The sequence below is a fragment of the Euzebyella saccharophila genome, from assembly GCF_014855495.1.
Taxonomy (GTDB): Bacteria; Bacteroidota; Bacteroidia; order Flavobacteriales; family Flavobacteriaceae; genus Euzebyella; species Euzebyella saccharophila.
In genome coordinates this window covers 63658-83079 of sequence record NZ_JACYFJ010000007.1, presented here as the reverse complement: position 1 = coordinate 83079, position 19422 = coordinate 63658, and the positions used below count along the sequence as shown (strand labels likewise).

At 41.9% G+C, this 19422-nt stretch carries 16 protein-coding genes; 6 read left to right on the top strand and 10 right to left on the bottom strand.

Annotation, left to right across the window (positions count from 1 at the left end; genetic code table 11):
- Positions 1–123: 123 nt before the first annotated feature.
- From IL355_RS17030 to IL355_RS17020, 3 genes are read right to left on the bottom strand one after another with little or no spacing between them, the layout of a single operon-like run.
- Positions 124–4044: an Ig-like domain-containing protein gene (locus tag IL355_RS17030; protein WP_192463312.1), complete on the bottom strand. Its 3921-nt coding sequence runs from the start codon at positions 4042–4044 to the stop codon at positions 124–126.
- Between the two features lie 53 nt (positions 4045–4097).
- A complete protein-coding gene (locus IL355_RS17025; protein WP_192463311.1) occupies positions 4098–7244 on the bottom strand; it encodes a beta strand repeat-containing protein in 3147 nt (1048 codons plus the stop codon).
- Between the two features lie 45 nt (positions 7245–7289).
- The gene (locus IL355_RS17020; protein WP_192463310.1) at positions 7290–8009 is read right to left on the bottom strand and encodes a hypothetical protein; all 720 of its coding nucleotides are present in this window, start codon (positions 8007–8009) and stop codon (positions 7290–7292) included.
- Between the two features lie 562 nt (positions 8010–8571).
- On the opposite strand from IL355_RS17020, the gene IL355_RS17015 reads away from it, so the two are divergent.
- The 3 genes from IL355_RS17015 to IL355_RS17005 all read left to right on the top strand — a co-directional run bounded on the left by IL355_RS17015 (position 8572) and on the right by IL355_RS17005 (position 10527).
- Entirely contained in the window at positions 8572–9306 is a 735-nt protein-coding gene (locus tag IL355_RS17015; protein WP_192463309.1) for a M15 family metallopeptidase, read from the top strand.
- Between the two features lie 38 nt (positions 9307–9344).
- A complete protein-coding gene (locus tag IL355_RS17010; protein WP_192463308.1) occupies positions 9345–10109 on the top strand; it encodes a M48 family metalloprotease in 765 nt (254 codons plus the stop codon).
- 250 nt (positions 10110–10359) lie between these two features.
- Positions 10360–10527, top strand: a complete 168-nt coding sequence (locus IL355_RS17005; protein WP_192463307.1) for a DUF6747 family protein — start codon at positions 10360–10362, stop codon at positions 10525–10527.
- A 103-nt stretch (positions 10528–10630) separates the two neighbouring features.
- On the opposite strand, the gene IL355_RS17000 is transcribed toward IL355_RS17005, so the two are convergent.
- Positions 10631–11023, bottom strand: coding sequence for an ankyrin repeat domain-containing protein (locus IL355_RS17000; RefSeq protein ID WP_192463306.1), 393 nt, complete (start codon positions 11021–11023; stop codon positions 10631–10633).
- 291 nt (positions 11024–11314) lie between these two features.
- Here IL355_RS17000 and gpmI point away from each other — a divergent pair, with 291 nt between their 5' ends.
- Genes gpmI through IL355_RS16985 form a run of 3 tightly spaced genes read left to right on the top strand, consistent with a single transcriptional unit; the run spans position 11315 to position 14493 of the window.
- Positions 11315–12832 (top strand): 2,3-bisphosphoglycerate-independent phosphoglycerate mutase, encoded by a 1518-nt coding sequence (gpmI, locus tag IL355_RS16995; protein ID WP_192463305.1) that lies wholly within the window; start codon positions 11315–11317, stop codon positions 12830–12832.
- Between the two features lie 29 nt (positions 12833–12861).
- Entirely contained in the window at positions 12862–13680 is an 819-nt protein-coding gene (gene map, locus IL355_RS16990) for a type I methionyl aminopeptidase (protein ID WP_192463304.1), read from the top strand.
- A gap of 39 nt (positions 13681–13719) precedes the next feature.
- Positions 13720–14493, top strand: coding sequence for a class I SAM-dependent methyltransferase (locus IL355_RS16985; protein WP_192463303.1), 774 nt, complete (start codon positions 13720–13722; stop codon positions 14491–14493).
- On the opposite strand, the gene IL355_RS16980 is transcribed toward IL355_RS16985, so the two are convergent.
- The 6 genes from IL355_RS16980 to IL355_RS16955 all read right to left on the bottom strand — a co-directional run bounded on the left by IL355_RS16980 (position 14490) and on the right by IL355_RS16955 (position 19420).
- On the bottom strand, positions 14490–15500 hold the full coding sequence (locus IL355_RS16980; RefSeq protein WP_192463302.1) for an FAD:protein FMN transferase: 1011 nt from the start codon (positions 15498–15500) through the stop codon (positions 14490–14492). The two genes, IL355_RS16985 and IL355_RS16980, sit on opposite strands and share 4 nt — an antisense overlap.
- Positions 15501–15860 carry a Na(+)-translocating NADH-quinone reductase subunit F gene (locus IL355_RS16975; protein WP_192463301.1) on the bottom strand — a complete coding sequence of 120 codons (360 nt, stop codon included), beginning with the start codon at positions 15858–15860 and terminating at the stop codon, positions 15501–15503.
- 77 nt (positions 15861–15937) lie between these two features.
- The gene (gene nqrF, locus IL355_RS16970) at positions 15938–17245 is read right to left on the bottom strand and encodes an NADH:ubiquinone reductase (Na(+)-transporting) subunit F (RefSeq protein WP_187458785.1); all 1308 of its coding nucleotides are present in this window, start codon (positions 17243–17245) and stop codon (positions 15938–15940) included.
- Between the two features lie 2 nt (positions 17246–17247).
- Positions 17248–18000, bottom strand: a complete 753-nt coding sequence (gene nqrE / locus IL355_RS16965) for an NADH:ubiquinone reductase (Na(+)-transporting) subunit E (RefSeq protein WP_192463300.1) — start codon at positions 17998–18000, stop codon at positions 17248–17250.
- 21 nt (positions 18001–18021) lie between these two features.
- Positions 18022–18669: an NADH:ubiquinone reductase (Na(+)-transporting) subunit D gene (locus IL355_RS16960; RefSeq protein ID WP_187458787.1), complete on the bottom strand. Its 648-nt coding sequence runs from the start codon at positions 18667–18669 to the stop codon at positions 18022–18024.
- Between the two features lies 1 nt (position 18670).
- Positions 18671–19420, bottom strand: coding sequence for a Na(+)-translocating NADH-quinone reductase subunit C (locus IL355_RS16955; RefSeq protein WP_187458788.1), 750 nt, complete (start codon positions 19418–19420; stop codon positions 18671–18673).
- Between the last annotated feature and the right edge of the window lie 2 nt (positions 19421–19422).

The following is a 19422-nucleotide window of genomic DNA, read 5'->3' as shown; positions in this document are numbered from 1 at the left end:
GCTTGGCCATTCCTAACTAAATTCTCCTTTTCAATATTTAGGTTGTCATAGGCTTAGGGTACTCAGAGAGTGTAACTCCATATCCTGCAGGTAACTCCTGACTACCCTTTTGTATTTTAAATTTTATCTATTGACATACAAGTAACCGGATACCGATTTATGCTCATTGTTATTGACATACTTAATAATGTAGAAGTAAACACCTACCGGTAATTCCTCTTCTTTATTAATGGTCACCCTTCCATTGGAAACTCCTTTAAAGGCCCTGTCGGCGTTGTTATAGCCTTCAGTATCAAAAACCTTTACGCCCCATCTATTGTATACTTCCACCGTATTGTTCGGGAAACTTTCAATGTTATTGATGATAAAGCGTCCGTCATTGATGCCCGGAGCTACCAAATCGGTTTCTATATCAATATCACAAGGGGTGCCCGCAGGTGGAGTACCTCCTCTATTGCTACAAGGATTTAATGGGTCCGTTCCATCTTCAACTTCTTGACCATCAGGAATCAAATCCCCATCGGTATCTTCCAGTGTAGGATCGGTGCCTAAATTTGACTCTTCCGCTGTGGTAAGACCATCGGCATCACAATCACTGTCATCAAGAGCAGTTCCACCAATAGAATCGCAATCATCCAAAGGATTGGTGGCATCCAAAACCTCCTGCTCATCATTGATGCCATCGCCATCGGTATCGGCATTTAAAGGATTGGTTCCCAAGGTTACCTCTTCCCCATCCAACAGACCATCATTGTCCGTATCCGGATTGTTCGGATCCGTACCTAAATCGGCCTCTTCCGTGTTGGTCAAGCCATCAGTATCGCAATCACTTGAGCCTAGTGGTGCACCGTCTACTGAATCACAATCATCTAAAGGATTGGTTCCTTCCAACACTTCTTGACCGTCATTAATACCATCTCCATCGGAATCTGGATTATTAGGATCGGTGCCAAGAGTAATCTCTTCGTTATTGTTCAATCCATCACCATCCGTATCTACAGAAAGGGTAACTGTTCCCGTATTACTGTTTCCAGCAATATCTGTGGCAGTGATGTCAATTACATCCTGATCACCAAGGGATGGGAAGCTACCACTTATTGGAGTAGCGCTACCTGTATCAATATTCCAATTACCAGAATTGTCTGTTGTTACTTGGTAGGTAACATCAACAGTACCGTCACTATCAGTATCCAATTCAATAGTTAATTGTTCGTTGGCATCTCCTTGACCGGTTAAGATAGGGGTAGTATCAATAGTACTAAAACTATCTACTTCTGGAGTGTTATTGTCCAAAATAACCGAGTCGTTATCGGTAGCCGGGTTGCCCGCTACATCGGCTACGTCCGCTGTTACGGTAACGGTACCGTTGTCCAATCCTGAGATATCGGCGTCTGCCGCTGTCCATGCATTACCTGTAACGGTAGCCGTTGTGGTAATCGTATTGGTACCATCGGAGAAGGTAACGGTTATGGTCTGTCCATCTTCCACATCGGTGGTGGTACCGGAGATGGTCACGTCACCATCCTCATTGGCATTTACTATGTTATCGCCTTCGATAGGTAAATCAATATCGATAGTCGGTAGGGTATTGTCCAAAGTAACCGGGTCGTTATCGGTGGCCGGGTTGCCGGCTACGTCCGTAACATCAGCCGTCACTGTAATGGTACCGTTGTCCAATCCGGAGATATCGGCATCTGCCGCCGTCCACGTATTACCGGTAACGGTAGCCGTTGTGGTAACCGTATTGGTACCATCGGAGAAGGTAACGGTCACGGTTTGCCCGTCCTCCACATCGGTAGTGGTTCCGGAGATGGTCACATCGTTATCCTCACTAGCGTTCACGATATTGTCACCTTCTATAGGTGTTGCAATATCGATAGTCGGTAATGTGGTATCCACCGTATATGCTTGGGTATCCGTGGCGGTACCTTGGTTGCCCGCAGTATCTGTTGTAGTTACGCTGCCATCGACGGTCGTATCGCCATCGGCGGCCAGTTCGCTGCCCGGTACGGATATGCTGTATGCGCCAAGCGCATCCACGGTGCCGGTATAATCGGTGCCGTTCACCGTCAGGGTCACGGTATCGCCCGCATTGAAGTCGCCGCTGACAGTTCCGGTCACGTCTACGTTCCCGCCCGCTTCCGCTGCGTTCAATACATTATCCGCTGTGATATCATCGATTGATAGTACTGGTACTGGATTTACGGTATCCACCGTATAGGCCTTTGTTCCCGTGGTCGTGCCTTGGTTGCCCGCCGCATCGGTGGTCGTTACACTGCCGTCAACGGTCGTATCGCCATCGGAGGCCAGTTCGCTTCCCGGTACGGATATGCTGTAGGCGCCAAGTGCATCAACGGTGCCCGTATAATCGGTGCCGTTCACCGTCAGGGTCACGGTATCGCCCGCATTGAAGTCGCCGCTGACCGTTCCGGTCACGTCTACGTTCCCGCCCGCTTCCGCTGCGTTCAATACATTGTCCGCAGTAATGTCGTCGATTGATAGTACTGGTACTGGATTTACGGTATCCACCGTATATGTTTGGGTGTCCGTGGCAGTACCTTGGTTGCCCGCCGCATCGGTGGTCGTTACACTGCCATCGACGGTCGTATCGCCATCGGCGGCCAATTCGCTGCCCGGTACGGATATGCTGTATGCGCCCAGTGCATCAACGGTGCCCGTATAATCGGTGCCGTTCACCGTCAGGGTCACGGTATCGCCCGCATTGAAGTCGCCGCTGACCGTTCCGGTCACGTCTACGTTCCCGCCCGCTTCCGCTGCGTTCAATACATTGTCCGCAGTAATGTCGTCTATCTCTAAAATTGGAACGGGCAAAGTTGTTATATGCTGAATGCCCCTAGAAGCTTGAACGGCATCTGTTCCAAAAACATTTGCGACATCTGCAGTAATTGTTGCATTAACAGGAAGTGCCTGTGCATTTGTTGCAGAAATATCCAAACTCCATGTATTCGAAGCAACCGTAGTGGTATACGTTTGCCCGTTCAAAACAACGGTAACCGTCTGTCCATCTTCCACATTGGTGGTTGTTCCGCTAATGGTTACCGGACTATCATCTTCGGTTGCATTGATAATATCATCAATGGCCACTACATCAATGGCAATCGTTGGGGTAGCTACCACCGTAATAGTCGCTGTAGCGGTTGAAGTATCATTGTTAGCATCGGTGATGGTATAATCGAACGTATCCGTTCCCACAAAATCAGTTGCAGGAGTATATACGATAGTGTCATCGGTAGGGTCCGCTGGCGTTCCGCTATTATCCACAGCTATTACCCCTCCATTTACAGTAGTTGCGGTTGGTAGGGTTATGGAACCAGCGTTAGGCCCGTCGGCTCCAAAATCATCTACTCCATTTCCATTATCCGCCAAAACGTTTAGACTATTATTGGAGCTATCTTCAGCCACTGTAAATGAATCATCCTCTGCAGTGGGTAGGCTATTCGCTCCCACCGATACGGTAGCAATACCCGTATCACAATTGGTGGGATTCGCAGTTTCGCATATCTGATAGTTGATGGTATATACCCCGGAAGTCGTATTACTTGCGACATCAATGGAACCATTGGAGTTTACCGTTAGTGGTCCATCGGTTACAGGTGTTAAGGTAACCTCTGCCGGGTTGACAAAGACGCCATTAATTTCATCGTTATCCAACACATTTGCCACATTAGTTACGCCCAAAAACCCTTCTACAGCGGATATATTGACATTGTCATTTACCGCATCAATATGGTTATTGACGGCCAGAACAGCCTGCGCCTCCATGGGGCACGGGTTGTTTGTATGAACCACCAGCACTTTATATATATTTCCATCCATGGAAAGATCCACAGCCGTTAAGTTTAAGGTGGAAGAATTTTCACTCGACAGATTGGAAAAGCTAGTTCCCCCATCTGAACTTACCTGCCATTGATAGGTAAGCCCACCATTCGCGTTGGTATCATAATTTGGAGTGCCGCCCGAATAAGATGATGCGGCTAGTGCTGAAGCAACTACACTAAAGGTTGCGTCCGACCCATTACTCACCTCTTGATTTACCGGTGCCGTATCAATCGATTTTTGTACAGCATTGGTAACCGCTAAAGTTGTACCCGTATAAGAAGTGGTAGCTCCTGTAACTTGACCATGGAGTCATAACCGGTACCATCTACTTCCCCATCTGAATCCTCGTCTAAATGGCCAGCTTCCACAGCATCAAAACATCCGTCACCATCAGAATCTGTATCTAAATGATCGGGAGTACCGTCACTATCTGCGTCATAAACATCAGGAATAGAATCACCATTTGAATCTATATAGGAAGTGTTTGTGACGTCTCCTGCATTTCCATCATCCTGGATATCTAAATAATTAAATATTCCATCACCATCTTCATCCCCAAAAGCATCATAGGTTGTATTTTCGGCAGTATCCAAAATACCATCGTTATCATCATCCAAATCAACGGAGTCCACAATTCCATCATCATCAGAATCCGTTTGTGTTCCCCTAAGAGTAATAATCAGGTTGGCCGTATCTGAATTTGCTCCGTCCGTCAGCCTATACTCAAAAGTTTCGGTCAATGTTTCGCCGACCAAAAGTCTGGAAACATCCGGATTCCCGGTATCCGGGGTATACGTATAACTTCCATCCGCATTTACTACAATGGTTCCGTAGGTACCAGTATACAAGCTACCCACGTTGGCCGCATTCGCATCAATCTCAGAAATAACAATATTTGGGTCAACACCTTGCCAATAAATATCGGATATACCGGCAATTTGCCCACCTTGATCGGCATCCGTAGCATTAGGTCCATAATTATAGCTTAAAACCAATTGATCGATCGCCTCTTCAAAGAAGACATTGACATTGCCCGTAGCATCACTGGCAATGGCGTTGCCAACACCGTAGTAAGTTCCATTCCCGGCATCAATAACCCCGCCGGTAGTTGTTATGTTAAAAGCTGAGGAAACCCCACCTAGAGTTCCAGAAATAGTCATTTGATCTTGCCAAGAAGTGGACTGGGCAAAATCTATATCGGCTACCAAAAACCCTAGATTATAGACCGGTTCACTAAAATCAATAATCAATTGGGTATCGCTGGATGGATTTGAAGCAGCATTAATTGCAAACAAAAGATAGCCTGTATGACCTCCATTGGTCCCCGTTTGAAATACCGTCTGGTTTTGATCCGGAATTCCAATATTTGATGGATCGGTCGAAGAAAAATTTAAATCTACTCCTGAAATGGTCCTAGTTTGTCCATTGACCGGTGCGGAAAGCCCGCCGAAAACGCCCCCTGGGGCACTAAATTCATTTTCCCATACTAAAGTAGACAGGCCCCTATCTACAAAATCGGCGCCATCTACCCCAATATCCGTTATAATATTTCCTGAAACGGAGGATTCAGTTATAACGTAAATTTCATCGGTATTGTCCAAAGCTACGGGAGCTTCATCCACACCATTGATGGTAATACTAAGAATTCCATAATCAGTAATGTCGTTGGCATCCTTTACCGTATAGGATACGATATCTTGTATACTCTCTCCATTCTTAAGCCCCGTTACAGCGGAATTCGATTCATCCACATCATAGCTATAGCTTCCATTTGAATTTATGGTGAACGTGCCATAAAGTGTTTTATAGGGAACCCCTACTTGAGGTGCGTAAACATCTATTTCAGAAACGGAAAGACCTGTTCCTGAATCTGGGGTACCATCCGTTAAAACATTACCAGTTACGGAACCTGTATTATTTGCGGCAATTGAATTGGTATCATCAACTGCTACCGGACCATTATTATAAACCCTAATGGTGGTTGTTGCAGAAGCTGTATCGGAATTCGTATCGGTCACCGATAAATTAGCCGTTCTTACTCCGTCCGTTGGTGTGTTCGTATTGTTTCTATAGTATAAACTGTTTAAAAATTCTATAAATATATCGTTAGCAATCGGGTTTCCAGAAAGTTCCGTAAAGGTAAAAGTGCCAAAGTTCTGCACCATTCTGATAATAGTGCCATTTACCGTAAAGTCGTAGGTGTTTGAGGCCGCCGTAAAAGCAAATTGAACGGGTCCGTTGGTAACATACAAATATTCGGTGGCATCCACATTTCCACCAAAAGTGAGTGTAGCACTGGTAATGGTATTATCAACCGAAGTTAAGGTAGGGGATACGGATATAGCAGCTATATTTCCTGTTGTTGGCCTAAACTGCTGATCATGATCAACGCCTGCGGTTATCCCGTTTAAGTCAATAACCGGTGAAGCCCCTCCAGAAGCTGTCCAAGGGGAAAAAGAGGTGACATTATTTACTGTAAGGGAGTTACTTGCTGCATCGTACAAGGTAGCCCCTTGGTATTGCCATCTATCGGAATTGGTATCGTACCTGTAGGCCGCTATATTGTTTTCCCCATCAACGGGGGTTTCTGCATCGGCATAAGTAAAAGAAAGATTTGCCGATCCAGTTCCGGATTTATCAAGTTGCCAAAACCTGTTGACCGTACCAGTAGTTAAATCGTTTCCGTTGGTGTTTACCATACTCGTGGCCGTCTCCGGTACGGTTGGCAAGGGTAGCATATCTGCACCTACGGGATAGGTAGATACCGTAATGGTTCCCAAATCTCCTGATGATCTTTCTATACCCATTGGGATGACCTCACCTGACACAGTACCAAAGGGGATGGTGTAAGCACCACCGTCAACAGAGGTTTCCCAAATAACCTTACTTTCGTTTAAAACGTCTTCACTTACGACAAAGCCTCCATTCTCTATCAACGCACCTACAACTGAGTTCGTTATTTGTAGCGTATGGGAATTTAAGTTAAGCTGTGCATTGTCCAAATCCAAAACTCCTAGGTTGGCCCCAGAAATATGCCCACCTACAATGGTATTCACATCCAAGGTGGCCTGATCTACCTGTAGTACCAGATTGTAGAAAAGTGTAGATGTTGTACCACCAATGGTTACCGGAGCAGTTGAATTTAAAATTACGGTACCTTCAGAGTCGGTCGTAAAGATTTGGCCGGTAGTATTGTTATTGATCCAATCTCCCCCAACGCTTATCAGGGAAGAATTCTTTATTTGACCTTCATCGGAAACATTTATATCTCCTCCTTTTACTCGAATGGATCCTCCATCTACAATTGACACGGAACTGCCAATCAAATTAAGTCCATCTTGAGCCGAAAGTACAAATAGGTTAAAAAATAGCAGGAAACTTAGGTAATATGCTGTTTTCATCATCTGGGGAGCTACATTATTAAAAAGGATTAAAGGGAGAAAGGTTTTTTACCTTACCTCCACCTGAACAAGCCCAAGACCTACTTGGGTAACAATCCCTCCGTTGGCCTGACCAACCAATCGAAGCTGAACATCATTCTGGGCGCCGGCATCAATATCTACCCAAGGAGTAGTTAACAAACCGTTTACAGTAATGGATAGACCAGGTCCAAAAGTGGCCGAGTTTAATGGGAGCCAGGTAGACCCATCTGTGGAATATTGAAGGGACAAGGTAAGTCCAGAACCCAAGCCCAAAGTTAAACCGGTTACATTGGCAACAACCCTGGCCTGTCTGGCATTGGTGAGGTCCATTCTAAAGCGATGAACGGATAATCCCAATATTTCCGTAGGATTCAAGAACCCAACGTTTAACCAAATCGCGGGCTCCAATCCAGATAATACGGCCATAGTATTGGTTGCGGTACGGTTAAATAATTCATAAGCACTACCCTGCACGAACATCATGGTATTTTCTTCATCGGTATTATAAACCAACAACCCGTCTGGAGGGCTACTTAGAGCATTCATTTGAGTAGTGGTCATTCTAGGTATGAGAAGACCACCTGTAGTAGATTCAATATCCAATGCGGCAGCGGCATTAGGGGTTAATGTATTAATACCAACAGATTGCGCAGATGCAACTGTAAGTGCCAAGCTGGTCAACATTAGAAAAAGAATGAGACCATAAACACGCTTGGGTTCTGTGGGGAGCACGAAATTGTTTTTCATCACTTTTGAATTATTTGTCTTATAATAACGATTAATATTTTTGTAGGAATAAACAACATTTATATAAAGACAAATATATTTTTAAGATTAACCCACAAGAACAAAATGTTGTAATTACTTACATTTTGTACATGAAACGAAGAAAATATGTAGTTTACCGATTAAATACTATTTTAATTGAACGTATACGACTATAAACTATAACGTTTTCGTTCATTCATGTAAGTATTTTTAAAGTAATCAACACGGAAGTGGTAATTACTAAAGTGTAAGAAATTATCTAGCCAGTCTAAAATGAAAAAAACAGACTATTCCTACAAATTTGTAAAGAAGAGACTAGGAAAGACCTCTGACAAGAATGTAAATTGAAGCATCAAACAAAATTGAAATCTCAACTCCCTTTTATTTTCAGTTTTGGCCTTCCTAACTTTTGGCAGCATCTTTGATATTTATGGAGTAAATTGCAAAAGGTTTATGTTCTATATGATAACATTTACCCTACCCGAGCGTTTATAAATAGTATAAGCAACAAGATTTTCACCGACTAAATTCAAGATAGCATATGCAGCGAAGGAAATTTATAAAAACATCTGCCATAGGTGCATTGGCTTTAAGCCATTTTCCACTTTTGGCCAACGGTAAAGAATTTGAATTTTCCATTCTGGAACTCATGGGCAAGACAGATATTAAACTGTACGGTAAGGACATCAACCTTAGGAAAGAAGCCCATGACGCCTTTGTTGAAATGAAAAAGGCAGCATATAGCGATGGAATCGATATAAAAATAGTTTCTAGTTACCGAAGTTTTGAACGTCAAAGAGGAATTTGGGAGCGCAAATACCTTAAGTATACAGATGATAATCAAATGAAGCCTATTGAGGCCATTGACAAAATCATTGAATATTCTACCATACCGGGCACGAGTAGACATCATTGGGGAACGGATATTGATATTATCGATGGGTATCAAAAAGTACAAGGCGATGTTCTGGACCCCGATAAATTTAGTGAAGGGCAGCCATTTAACAATTTAAAAAAATGGATGGATGAAAATGCCAACAAATACCATTTTTATCTTGTATACACGGATACTCCCGGAAGAAGAGGTTTTAAATATGAGCCCTGGCATTTTAGTTACGCCCCTATTTCCAAACCTATGCTCAAGGAATTTAGAAGCAAGAATATAATGCAGTTACTGTCCAAAGAAGATTTTTATGGTAGTGAACATTTTACTGAAGGCTTCCTTACCAACTATATAGAAGATAATATCTTGGATATCAACACAGAACTTTTATAACTCTTTTGTACCTTGGCTTGCAATAGATTATCATAATTATGAGAAGAGGCAGTTGGAAAATACGCATATTTATTGGGTTGGCCATTGTTGCCTTTGCTTTTATAAAGCGTTGCAACAGTAAGGAGGAAAATCCCTATACGGGTAGAATACAGACCATTAATATGTCTTCTGACCAAGAAATTGCCATTGGTCTCCAAAGTGCACCTCAAATAGCGCAGCAATATGGCGGACTCTACCCCGATGAGCAAATGCAAGCGTATGTTGACAAAATAGGCAACCGACTTGTTAAGAATAGTATCGCCAGCGAAACGCCCTACCAGTATGACTTTCACCTTTTGGCAGATGACCAAACAATCAATGCTTTTGCCTTACCTGGTGGACCAATTTTTATTACCTACGCTCTTTTTAAACAATTGAACGAAGCACAATTGGCAGGCGTACTAGGACATGAAATAGGACACGTCATCGGGCGGCATTCTGCAGAACGAATTGCTGAAGGTGAATTTTGGCAAACTGTATCCACCGGAGCTTCCGTAGGTGGAGATTTAGGCGACTTGGTGGGAGGAATTGGCCAGAACACCCTATTGAGTAACGGTAGGGATGATGAGTTGGAAAGTGATGATCTAGGGGTACTCTTTATGATGCAATCCGGATATGAACCCGAAGAAATGATCACGGTTATGAAAATTTTAAAGGAGGCAGCGGGCCCCAATCGTGTACCTGAATTTCAGAGCACGCATCCCGATCCCGAAAATAGAATTGAAAAAATTAGGGAATCCATTCAAAAGTATAGAAACCAGTAATTCTCGCAATTGCACTTCGTATCGTATTTATCTTGTAAAATTCTTCTTTCAAAGGATGTTTTCTAGTATGTTTTTCCTTTGAAATACTGTTAATTTCGATGAACCGCTACTTAAGCCTCTACCCTGCTTTTACTAATTGCCTATCTTTACCATTCCCAAATTTGCTTAGATAAGCTACCTTTTATTTAACCCTTATAGCTCTGATTTGCTAATATACCGGCTTGAGAACCCGGTTTGAAAATGAAACTATATGGGAACAATTACACATTTTAAAAATCTTTATGTTGAGGCATTTGATAATTGCAAACCGGAAATTTTAGTAGTGCTTTTAAAGGCCTATTCCGTTTTTAGTGCAATTATGATTTTAATGGCAGTATATGCTTTCATGTACCGAGCCATTAACGGATTTGAGTTTTAAGACAGTCTTTCTGTCGCTCTTTTATGTAGACACACTATTTTTTTTGAAAATGAAAAAACCCGGGCCAAATGGTCCGGGTTTTGTTTGGATTGGAGTTGACTATTTAGCTACCCATAGCTGTTTCAATTACTTGCAAAGCTTCCGTGGCGTTTGAAAGTTCTGCATACTTCTTAACGGAATACCCCTTATCACTTTTAATTTTTAAGTTGGCACCGTTATCTATCAACAACTGTAAAATCTCAGCCTTGTTATACCTTGCGGCATAAATGGCCGGGGTCATACCTAGGGATTTTTGATTGATATCCTCGCCTAAGTCAATAAGCTTCTTCACGGTATCTATATCACCCTGCATAATTGCTTTGCAGAAAGAACTTACCTCTAAATTTTTAATGTTTTCAATGACAACACCTTCATTTCCCTTGTCGGATGCGTTGGCCTCAAGACCAGTAGAAAATGCTAGGCAAACTAAAGCGGCGGAAAGAATCGTTTTTTTCATGATGATTGATTTTTGATTGATGAATGAATATTTTGATTGTACTATTATAGACGACCCTTTTTGCATATTGTTTCAACTTTATGCAAAAAAATTTCATTTTTAACAAAACCTCACTTTTACTTAACTTCAATTTAAGAAACACCGTTTAGAGAAAAGTACTATCCAAGGTTCAAAGTTGATTCGTTTAAATAAAGGTCGTGAACAGGTTAAACCCCTTCAAAAAACAGCTAATATAATTGCCTAGTGGCCCATTTAACAGTACATTTGAAACTCAGTAAAAGTCAATAAAGAATGAACAAAAAAGTAATTTTAATGATCCTTGACGGATGGGGCAAGTCTCCAGACCCAAAAGTTTCTGCTATAGCCAACGCAAACACTCCTTTTGTAGATTCCCTTTATGGGAAATACCCAAATGCCAATCTTTTGACCGATGGTATGAACGTGGGTCTGCCAGAAGGGCAAATGGGAAACAGTGAAGTAGGTCATATGAACTTAGGTGCGGGTAGGATTGTTTACCAAGATTTGGCAAAAATCAACCTTGCCGTGGAAGAAAATACTTTAAAGGATGAAAAGGTACTTCAAGAAGCGTTCGACTATGCAAAGAAAAACGATAAGGATGTTCACTTTTTAGGGCTTTTAAGTAATGGAGGCGTCCATAGTCATATTTCCCACCTAAAAGGACTCATAGACGCCGGTCATGGTTTTGGACTTAAGAACATGTACGTGCATGCCTTTACAGACGGTAGGGACGTGGACCCTAAGAGCGGTAAAGGCTTTTTAGAAGATTTGGTATCCTACTCTAAAGATAAGAATGCCCAATTGGCAACCGTTATTGGACGTTATTTTGCCATGGACCGTGATAAACGCTGGGAAAGGGTAAAAAAGGCATACGATGTAATGGTAAAAAATGTGGGCGAAAAATCTACTGAAATAGGCCCTACATTACAAAAAAGTTATGATGCCGGAACTACCGATGAGTTTATTGAACCCATAGTAATGACCGATTACTCTGGCAGTCCAGTAGCCCAAATAAAGAAAGATGATGTGGTTATCTTTTTCAACTTTAGAACCGATCGAGGGCGCGAACTCACACAAGTACTAAGTCAAGAAGATATGCCTGAATTTCAAATGAAGAAATTAGGCCTTTATTATGTTACTTTGACCAATTACGACGATTCCTTCAAGGGGGTCAACGTTGTTTACGATAAGGAAAACATTAAAGATACCTTAGGAGAGGTACTTGAAAGAGCCGGTAAGAAGCAAATACGAATTGCCGAAACGGAAAAGTACCCTCATGTTACCTTTTTCTTCAATGGAGGAAGAGAAACTCCCTTTGAAGGCGAGGAAAGATTACTTTGTCCTTCCCCAAAAGTAGCCACTTACGATCTTAAACCGGAAATGAGTGCCTATGAAATCAAAGATTCCATTATCCCTGAACTGCAAAAAGGAGAGGTGGATTTTGTATGCTTAAATTTTGCCAATCCAGACATGGTGGGGCATACTGGAGATATGAACGCGGCAATTAAAGCTTGTGAGGTAGTTGATGAATGTGCGAATGCAGTCGTAAGTACCGGTTTGGAAAACGGATATTCTACTATTGTAATTGCAGACCATGGAAATTGTGATACCATGATCAATCCAGATGGCAGCCCTAATACTGCCCACACTACCAATCCCGTTCCGCTTATCTTGGTAGACAACGAAATTAAAGCCATTAAGGATGGTGTTTTAGGGGATATTGCACCTACTATTCTGAAAATGATGGGTGTGGCCCAACCTGAATTAATGACTAGGGAAGCTTTGGTATAAAATACTAGCAATTACGTACCTTTGCCGCTATGGTAAAATTAAAGACTCCAGAAGAAATAGAACTAATGCGCGAAAGCGCATTAGTTGTTTCCAAAACCTTGGGACTCATCGCCTCTGAATTAAAACCAGGCGTTGATGCACTCTATTTAGATAAGTTGGCCGAAGATTTTATTCGGTCCCAAGGTGCAGAACCCGGTTTCTTGGGAATGTACGGCTTTCCCAACACCCTAAATATGAGTCCTAACGCGCAAGTGGTCCATGGCATACCCACCAAAGAACCATTTAAGGATGGGGATATAATTTCTGTAGATTGCGGTGCTCTTAAAAATGGGTATTACGGTGATCACGCCTATACCTTTCAAGTAGGTGAAGTGGCTCCTCAGACGAAAAAGTTGTTACAGGTAACCAAAGAGTCTCTTTATATAGGTATTAGGGAGTTCAAAGTAGGTAATCGAGTAGGCGATGTGGCTTTTGCCATTCAAAATTACTGTGAAAACCATGGATATGGCGTGGTACGGGAACTCGTAGGTCATGGATTGGGAACAAAACTACATGAAGGGCCCGAAATGCCCAACTACGGAAAACGTGGTAGGGGCAAAAAATTTGCCGAAGGAATGGTAGTTGCCATTGAACCCATGATCAATATGGGTACTCGTAGAATTAAGCAATTAAAAGATGGATGGACCATTCTCACCGCAGATGGTCAACCCAGCGCTCATTTTGAGCATAATGTTGCAATAGTAAACGGTAAACCGGAACTACTTTCAACCTATCAATATATTTATGAAGCTTTGGGTATAAAAAGTGAGGAGGAAGATGAATTTCGTCAAAAGAAACTAGTTCTCTAATCCCGAAGCTCGTAGCTTTGGTACTAATTAATTGCCTTTGTGTCCAGAATTTTCAAGTTTTTCCTCAATCTCATTCCTAGGCCATGGCTCATTAGCTTAAGTTATTTGGTTAGGCCTATTTTTGCTTTTTGGATGAAGGGCTCAAAATATACGGACCCCATAGACGGCAGGAGTTTCAGAAAATTTTTACCCTATGGCTATGAGGACCCCCGGGAAAATGTTCTTTCCCCCTCCACTCTTTCATTGGAAAGACATAGACTGTTATGGCTGTATCTCAAAGGAGAGTCCAATTTCTTTAATGCCTCTCTCAAGGTATTGCATTTTGCTCCAGAACAACCTTTTTACAAACGTTTTAGAAAGCTTAAGAACCTTCAATACATCACTACAGACCTTAACTCGCCCTTAGCCGATGTAAAGGCAGATATCTGCCACCTCCCTTTTGACAATGATAGTTTTGATGTCATTCTTTGCAATCATGTCTTGGAGCATATACCCAATGATACAAAGGCAATGAAGGAGCTTTACAGAGTACTAAAACCCGGTGGATGGGGTGTTTTTCAAATTCCTCAAGATTTGACCAGAGACCGTACATTTGAGGACAATTCCATAACCGATAAAAGAGAGCGTACTAAAATTTTTGGCCAATATGACCATGTTCGTGTTTATGGCTGGGACTATTTTGACAAACTAAGGGCCATAGGTTTTGATGTGGAAGAAGTTGATTACACCTCCATACTAAGCGAGGAAGAATTGGATAAATATAGATTGGCTCCCAATGAAATCATTCCCGTGGTGAGAAAACTAGACTACTAGTTGAGTACTACCTCTTCAAAACCCGGACTCATGAATTCTTGGGTATTTCCCTCCTCATCCACATAAATAATGTAAGCATCCAAATCCTTTTGAGAGGTCAAAAGCTTTAGGGCATCATCTAAATCCATAGCCATAAATGCAGTTGCATAAGCGTCTGCCGTTGCACAATTTTCCGCCAAAATAGTTACTGCAAGCGTATTGCCGTTTTTTGTAAATCCAGTAGTAGGGTCAATGGTGTGAACATATTTTTTGCCCGTTTCCTCGTCTATTCTAAAATGCCTATAATTACCAGAAGAAGCCAGTGCCCTATTTGTAAGTGCTAACGTTGCCTTTAATTCCCTGCCATCTATGACCTGGGGGTCATCTATACCTACCACCCATTGTTTCTGCCTTTGAATATTTGTACCCTTTGCGACCAATTCCCCACCAACTTCGAGTAAATAGTCCTGAATCCCTTTTTCATCCATCAATGCAGCAAGACGGTCCACAGCATATCCTTTGGCAATGGCATTGAACTCCAAGTACATATTGGGAACCTGCTTTTCAATTACATTTCTCCCATTGAGTTTCATCTTATCAAATCCTACTCGTTTCATCAAAGAATCTACAGAGGCGCTATCCATTTGTATTCCTTTTTCCGAACCAAATCCCCATGCATTTACCAAAAGGCCCACAGTAGGGTCAAAATACCCGTTAGTTGCTTCATGGATTGTCTTTGATAGATTAAAAACCTCTTGGAACATCTTGTCCACAACTAAATCCTCCGCACCATCATTAATTTTAGATATATCAGAATCCGGTATATAGGTCGATAACGATTGATTGATAGTGGCAAAAGTAGAATCAATTTCCTTTTGTACATCAATACGCTTGTGAAGCGAAAAATAAATTAAATTATAGGTAGTCCCTAAGGCAGACCCGTGACTTTCATTTCGTATAATTTCGGGTTCGCCATCGCCACAAGTAAAAAAAAGAAACCCGAATAGTACTGCTAAAATCCTTTTCATTTAAATTTCTATCAACCCTCTATAATCAACTATATACTCCTCATTTAAGTAAACTGGCAAATTTCTATCTTGAGCATTGGACAAGCCCACTCCGGCGAAGTATGTTTTAGCCTCGTGCTTATCTGCATGATCTTTCATTTTAGCCATTAAAGTCTTATCATAGTCCCTAGGGTTCTTTGGATACGATACATATCTCACTACTATAAAATGAAGTATTTTATCCTTTAAGCAGACGAATTGTGGATTTCTTTTAGGCTTACTATTCACACCCATAAATTCAAAACCGTTCGCTTCTAATTCCCTGCCAACAATATTCATTGCCAGATTGTGCAATTCCTGTTCCGTTAATTCCTTTCCCATAACCTATCTAGCCAAAAAAACCGATGCAAAGCACACCGGTTTTTATTTTTGTCATTTGATTTACACCTGAAGTACGATTATCCTCCAAAGTCATCAAAACGAATGTGTTCATCCGGAATTCCAAAATCCTCACCCATTTTTTGAACCGCTTTGTTCATCAATGGGGGACCACAGAAGTAAAGCTCAATATCCTCGGGAGCTTCGTGCTTGCTCAAATAGTTGTCGATTACACAATTATGGATAAACCCAACAAAACCATCACCTGGGGCATCAAGATCTTCCTTCACCTTCCAGTTGTCTTCTTCCAAAGGCTCTGAAAGTGCCAAGTAGAATTTAAAATTAGGGAAGTTTCTCTCCAACTCCCTAAAATGCTCTAAATAGAACAATTCCCTCTTAGAACGACCTCCATACCAGTAAGTCACTTTTCTATTAGTCTGTAACGTCTTAAACAAGTGGTACAAGTGTGAACGCATTGGCGCCATACCGGCCCCACCACCTACGTACAACATCTCCGAATCTGACTCATTGATGAAAAATTCTCCGTAAGGTCCTGAAATAACCACATCGTCTCCTTTCTTCAACGAGAAAATATAAGAAGAAGCTACACCAGGGTTTACATCCATCCAACCATTCTTAGCACGGTCCCATGGTGGGGTAGCAATACGCACATTCAACATGATTTCCCTTCCCTCTGCAGGATAGGAAGCCATAGAATACGCTCTTTCTACCAACTCCGGATTCTTCATTACCAAAGGCCATAGGTTGAATTTATCCCACTCAGCCTGAAATTTATCCGGTGTTTCATGTTCCTCCGGGTGAGCCGTGATATCAATATCAGCATATTTAATTTCACATTTAGGAACCTCAATTTGAATATAACCTCCAGCTTTGTAGTTCATATCCTCAGGAATCTCAACTACAAATTCCTTAATGAAAGAAGCCACATTATAGTTACGAACTACTTTGGCGTTCCATTTTTTAATACCGAAAACCTCCTCCGGAATTTCGATTTCCATGTCTTGCTTCACCTTCACCTGACACGCCAACCGCGCACCTGCGTTCAACTCCTTTTTTGAGAAATGCGGCGTTTCTGTTGGTAATGCCTCACCACCGCCTGAAAGCACATGGCACTCACATTGAATACAGGTACCCCCTCCCCCACAAGCTGAAGGCAAGAAGACTTTCTGGTTACCTAATGTAGAAAGCAATGAACTTCCTGAGGCCACCTCAACCTTTTTCTCCCCATTGATAGTTATGGTCACGGGACCAGAAGGCGATAGTTTTTCTTTGGTAAACAACAGAAGTGCTACCAAAACCATTAATAAGATCAAAAATGCGACAACGGTAATTAATATTGTTCCGCCCGTACTTGCTGCTAATAGCATATCTATTCGTTTATTGCGTCGTTATATGAAATTTCCTTTTCGTCTATGTCTTCCTTATCAAGATTTTCTTTCTTGATTTCAGAAACTTTATCATAGTCCATTCTTTGCTCATCCTCTACAGGAGCCGCATCATCACCGCCAGTCAACATTCCTCCAAAACTTTGGAAACCAATTCCCATTAAACCGGTAATGATAAAGGTAATACCCAAACCACGTAAAGGCGCAGGCACATTGGAATACCTAATTTTTTCACGAATGGCGGCAATGGCCAAAATAGCCAAGAACCAACCAATACCAGAACTTACACCATAATTGAAGGCCAAGCCTAAACTTTGTATATCCCTAGATTGCATAAACAGGGAACCTCCAAGGATGGCACAGTTTACAGCTATCAAAGGCAGGAATATCCCCAAAGAGTTATATAAGGAGGGGGAAAATTTCTCTACTACGATCTCTACCAATTGCACCATGGTTGCAATGGTGGCGATAAAAAGGATAAAAGATAGGAAGCTCAGGTTATAATCCGCGTACTCAGGCCCTAACCAAACCAATGCCCCATCACGAAGCAAATACTGGTCCAACAACCAGTTTAAGGGTACGGTAACCGCCAATACGAATATAACGGCAGCCCCAAGACCTACAGCTGTAGACACCTTTTTAGAAACCGCAAGGTAAGAACACATTCCCAAGAACACGGCAAATACCATGTTGTCTATGAAAATGGATTTGAAAAATAATTCAATATGCTCTAACATAATTTTTCTTTTAAATCTTTATTAATGATCCTCGATCAGTGCTTTGTTTCTAGAACGTTGTACCCAGATGATAATACCCACAACTATCAGGGCAGCGGGAGGAATGATCATAAATCCATTGTTCTCGTATCCCGTAGCATATAATCCTGTTTTGGCAATTGGGTCTCCCAAAACTTTGTACCCCAATAAGGTTCCTGAACCCAAAAGTTCCCTAAAGAAACCAACAATGATCAAAATAACACCGTAACCCAAGGCGTTACCGATACCATCTAGAAAGGATCTCCACGGACCATTACCTAATGCAAAGGCTTCAAAACGCCCCATAATAATACAGTTGGTAATAATAAGGCCAATGAATACCGATAAGGTTTTACTCAACTCATAGGCAAATGCCTTTAAAACCTGATCCACCACGATTACCAGGGTGGCTACAACTATCAACTGAACAATAATCCTAATTTTAGAAGGAATGATATTCCTCATAAGAGAAATAACAACGTTACCTACACCTAAAACGAATATCACCGCTACGGACATTACAATAGATGCCTTTAACTCTGCAGTAATTGCCAATGCGGAACAGATACCCAATACCTGAATAGTAATGGGGTTATTGTCCGCTAATGGGTCAGAAATAAGTTTCGCGTCCTTTTTTGTCAATAATGCCATTTTATTCTGCGCTAATAGTTTGTAAATAATCTTTGTACAGGTCTATACTCTCCTTGATCATGGCTGCAATTCCATTTCCGGTAATGGTAGCACCGGCAATGGCATCCACTTCATTATCATCCTTATCCTCGTTCAATGGATCGTTGTTACCCTTGGCCACATTGATGCCTGCATATCTAGTACCGTCTAGGATAGATTCCCCTGAAAAGTCATCCATAAAATATCTTTGGTTGATATTGGCACCTAGACCAGGAGTTTCCCCTTTATGATCAAAAAACACCCCTTGAACAACCATTTTTTCATCTAAAGCAATATAGCCCCAAATAGCATCCCATAAGCCTTTACCGTACATAGGGATGATGTAAGACTTCTTTCCGTCTTTTTCACCTATGAAAACCGGTAATTCTGGAGTTTCCCCCTTTTTATAATTGGCTAGTTGCTTTTTCATATCAATTAGATAAGCTTCCGGATTCTCGGTAACCTCACCTCCCTTAACAACTATTTGTTCCTTAATGTACTTTGAAAATTCCGCTTCTACCTTGTCCGTAGGAACAAAGGCAACACTACCTTCATCCGGGTTTTCATTAACCCCCATGGCATAAAGTATGTTCTGCTGCTTTTCAAAGCGTTCGTTTTCTTGGATTCTACTCTTTAAACCTGAGGCCATAAAAGCCAAGAGTGAACCCACTACTATAACCATAACCGCGGCAAACACTACGGTGTATACGTTCTTATCTGTATTAATTGCCATAA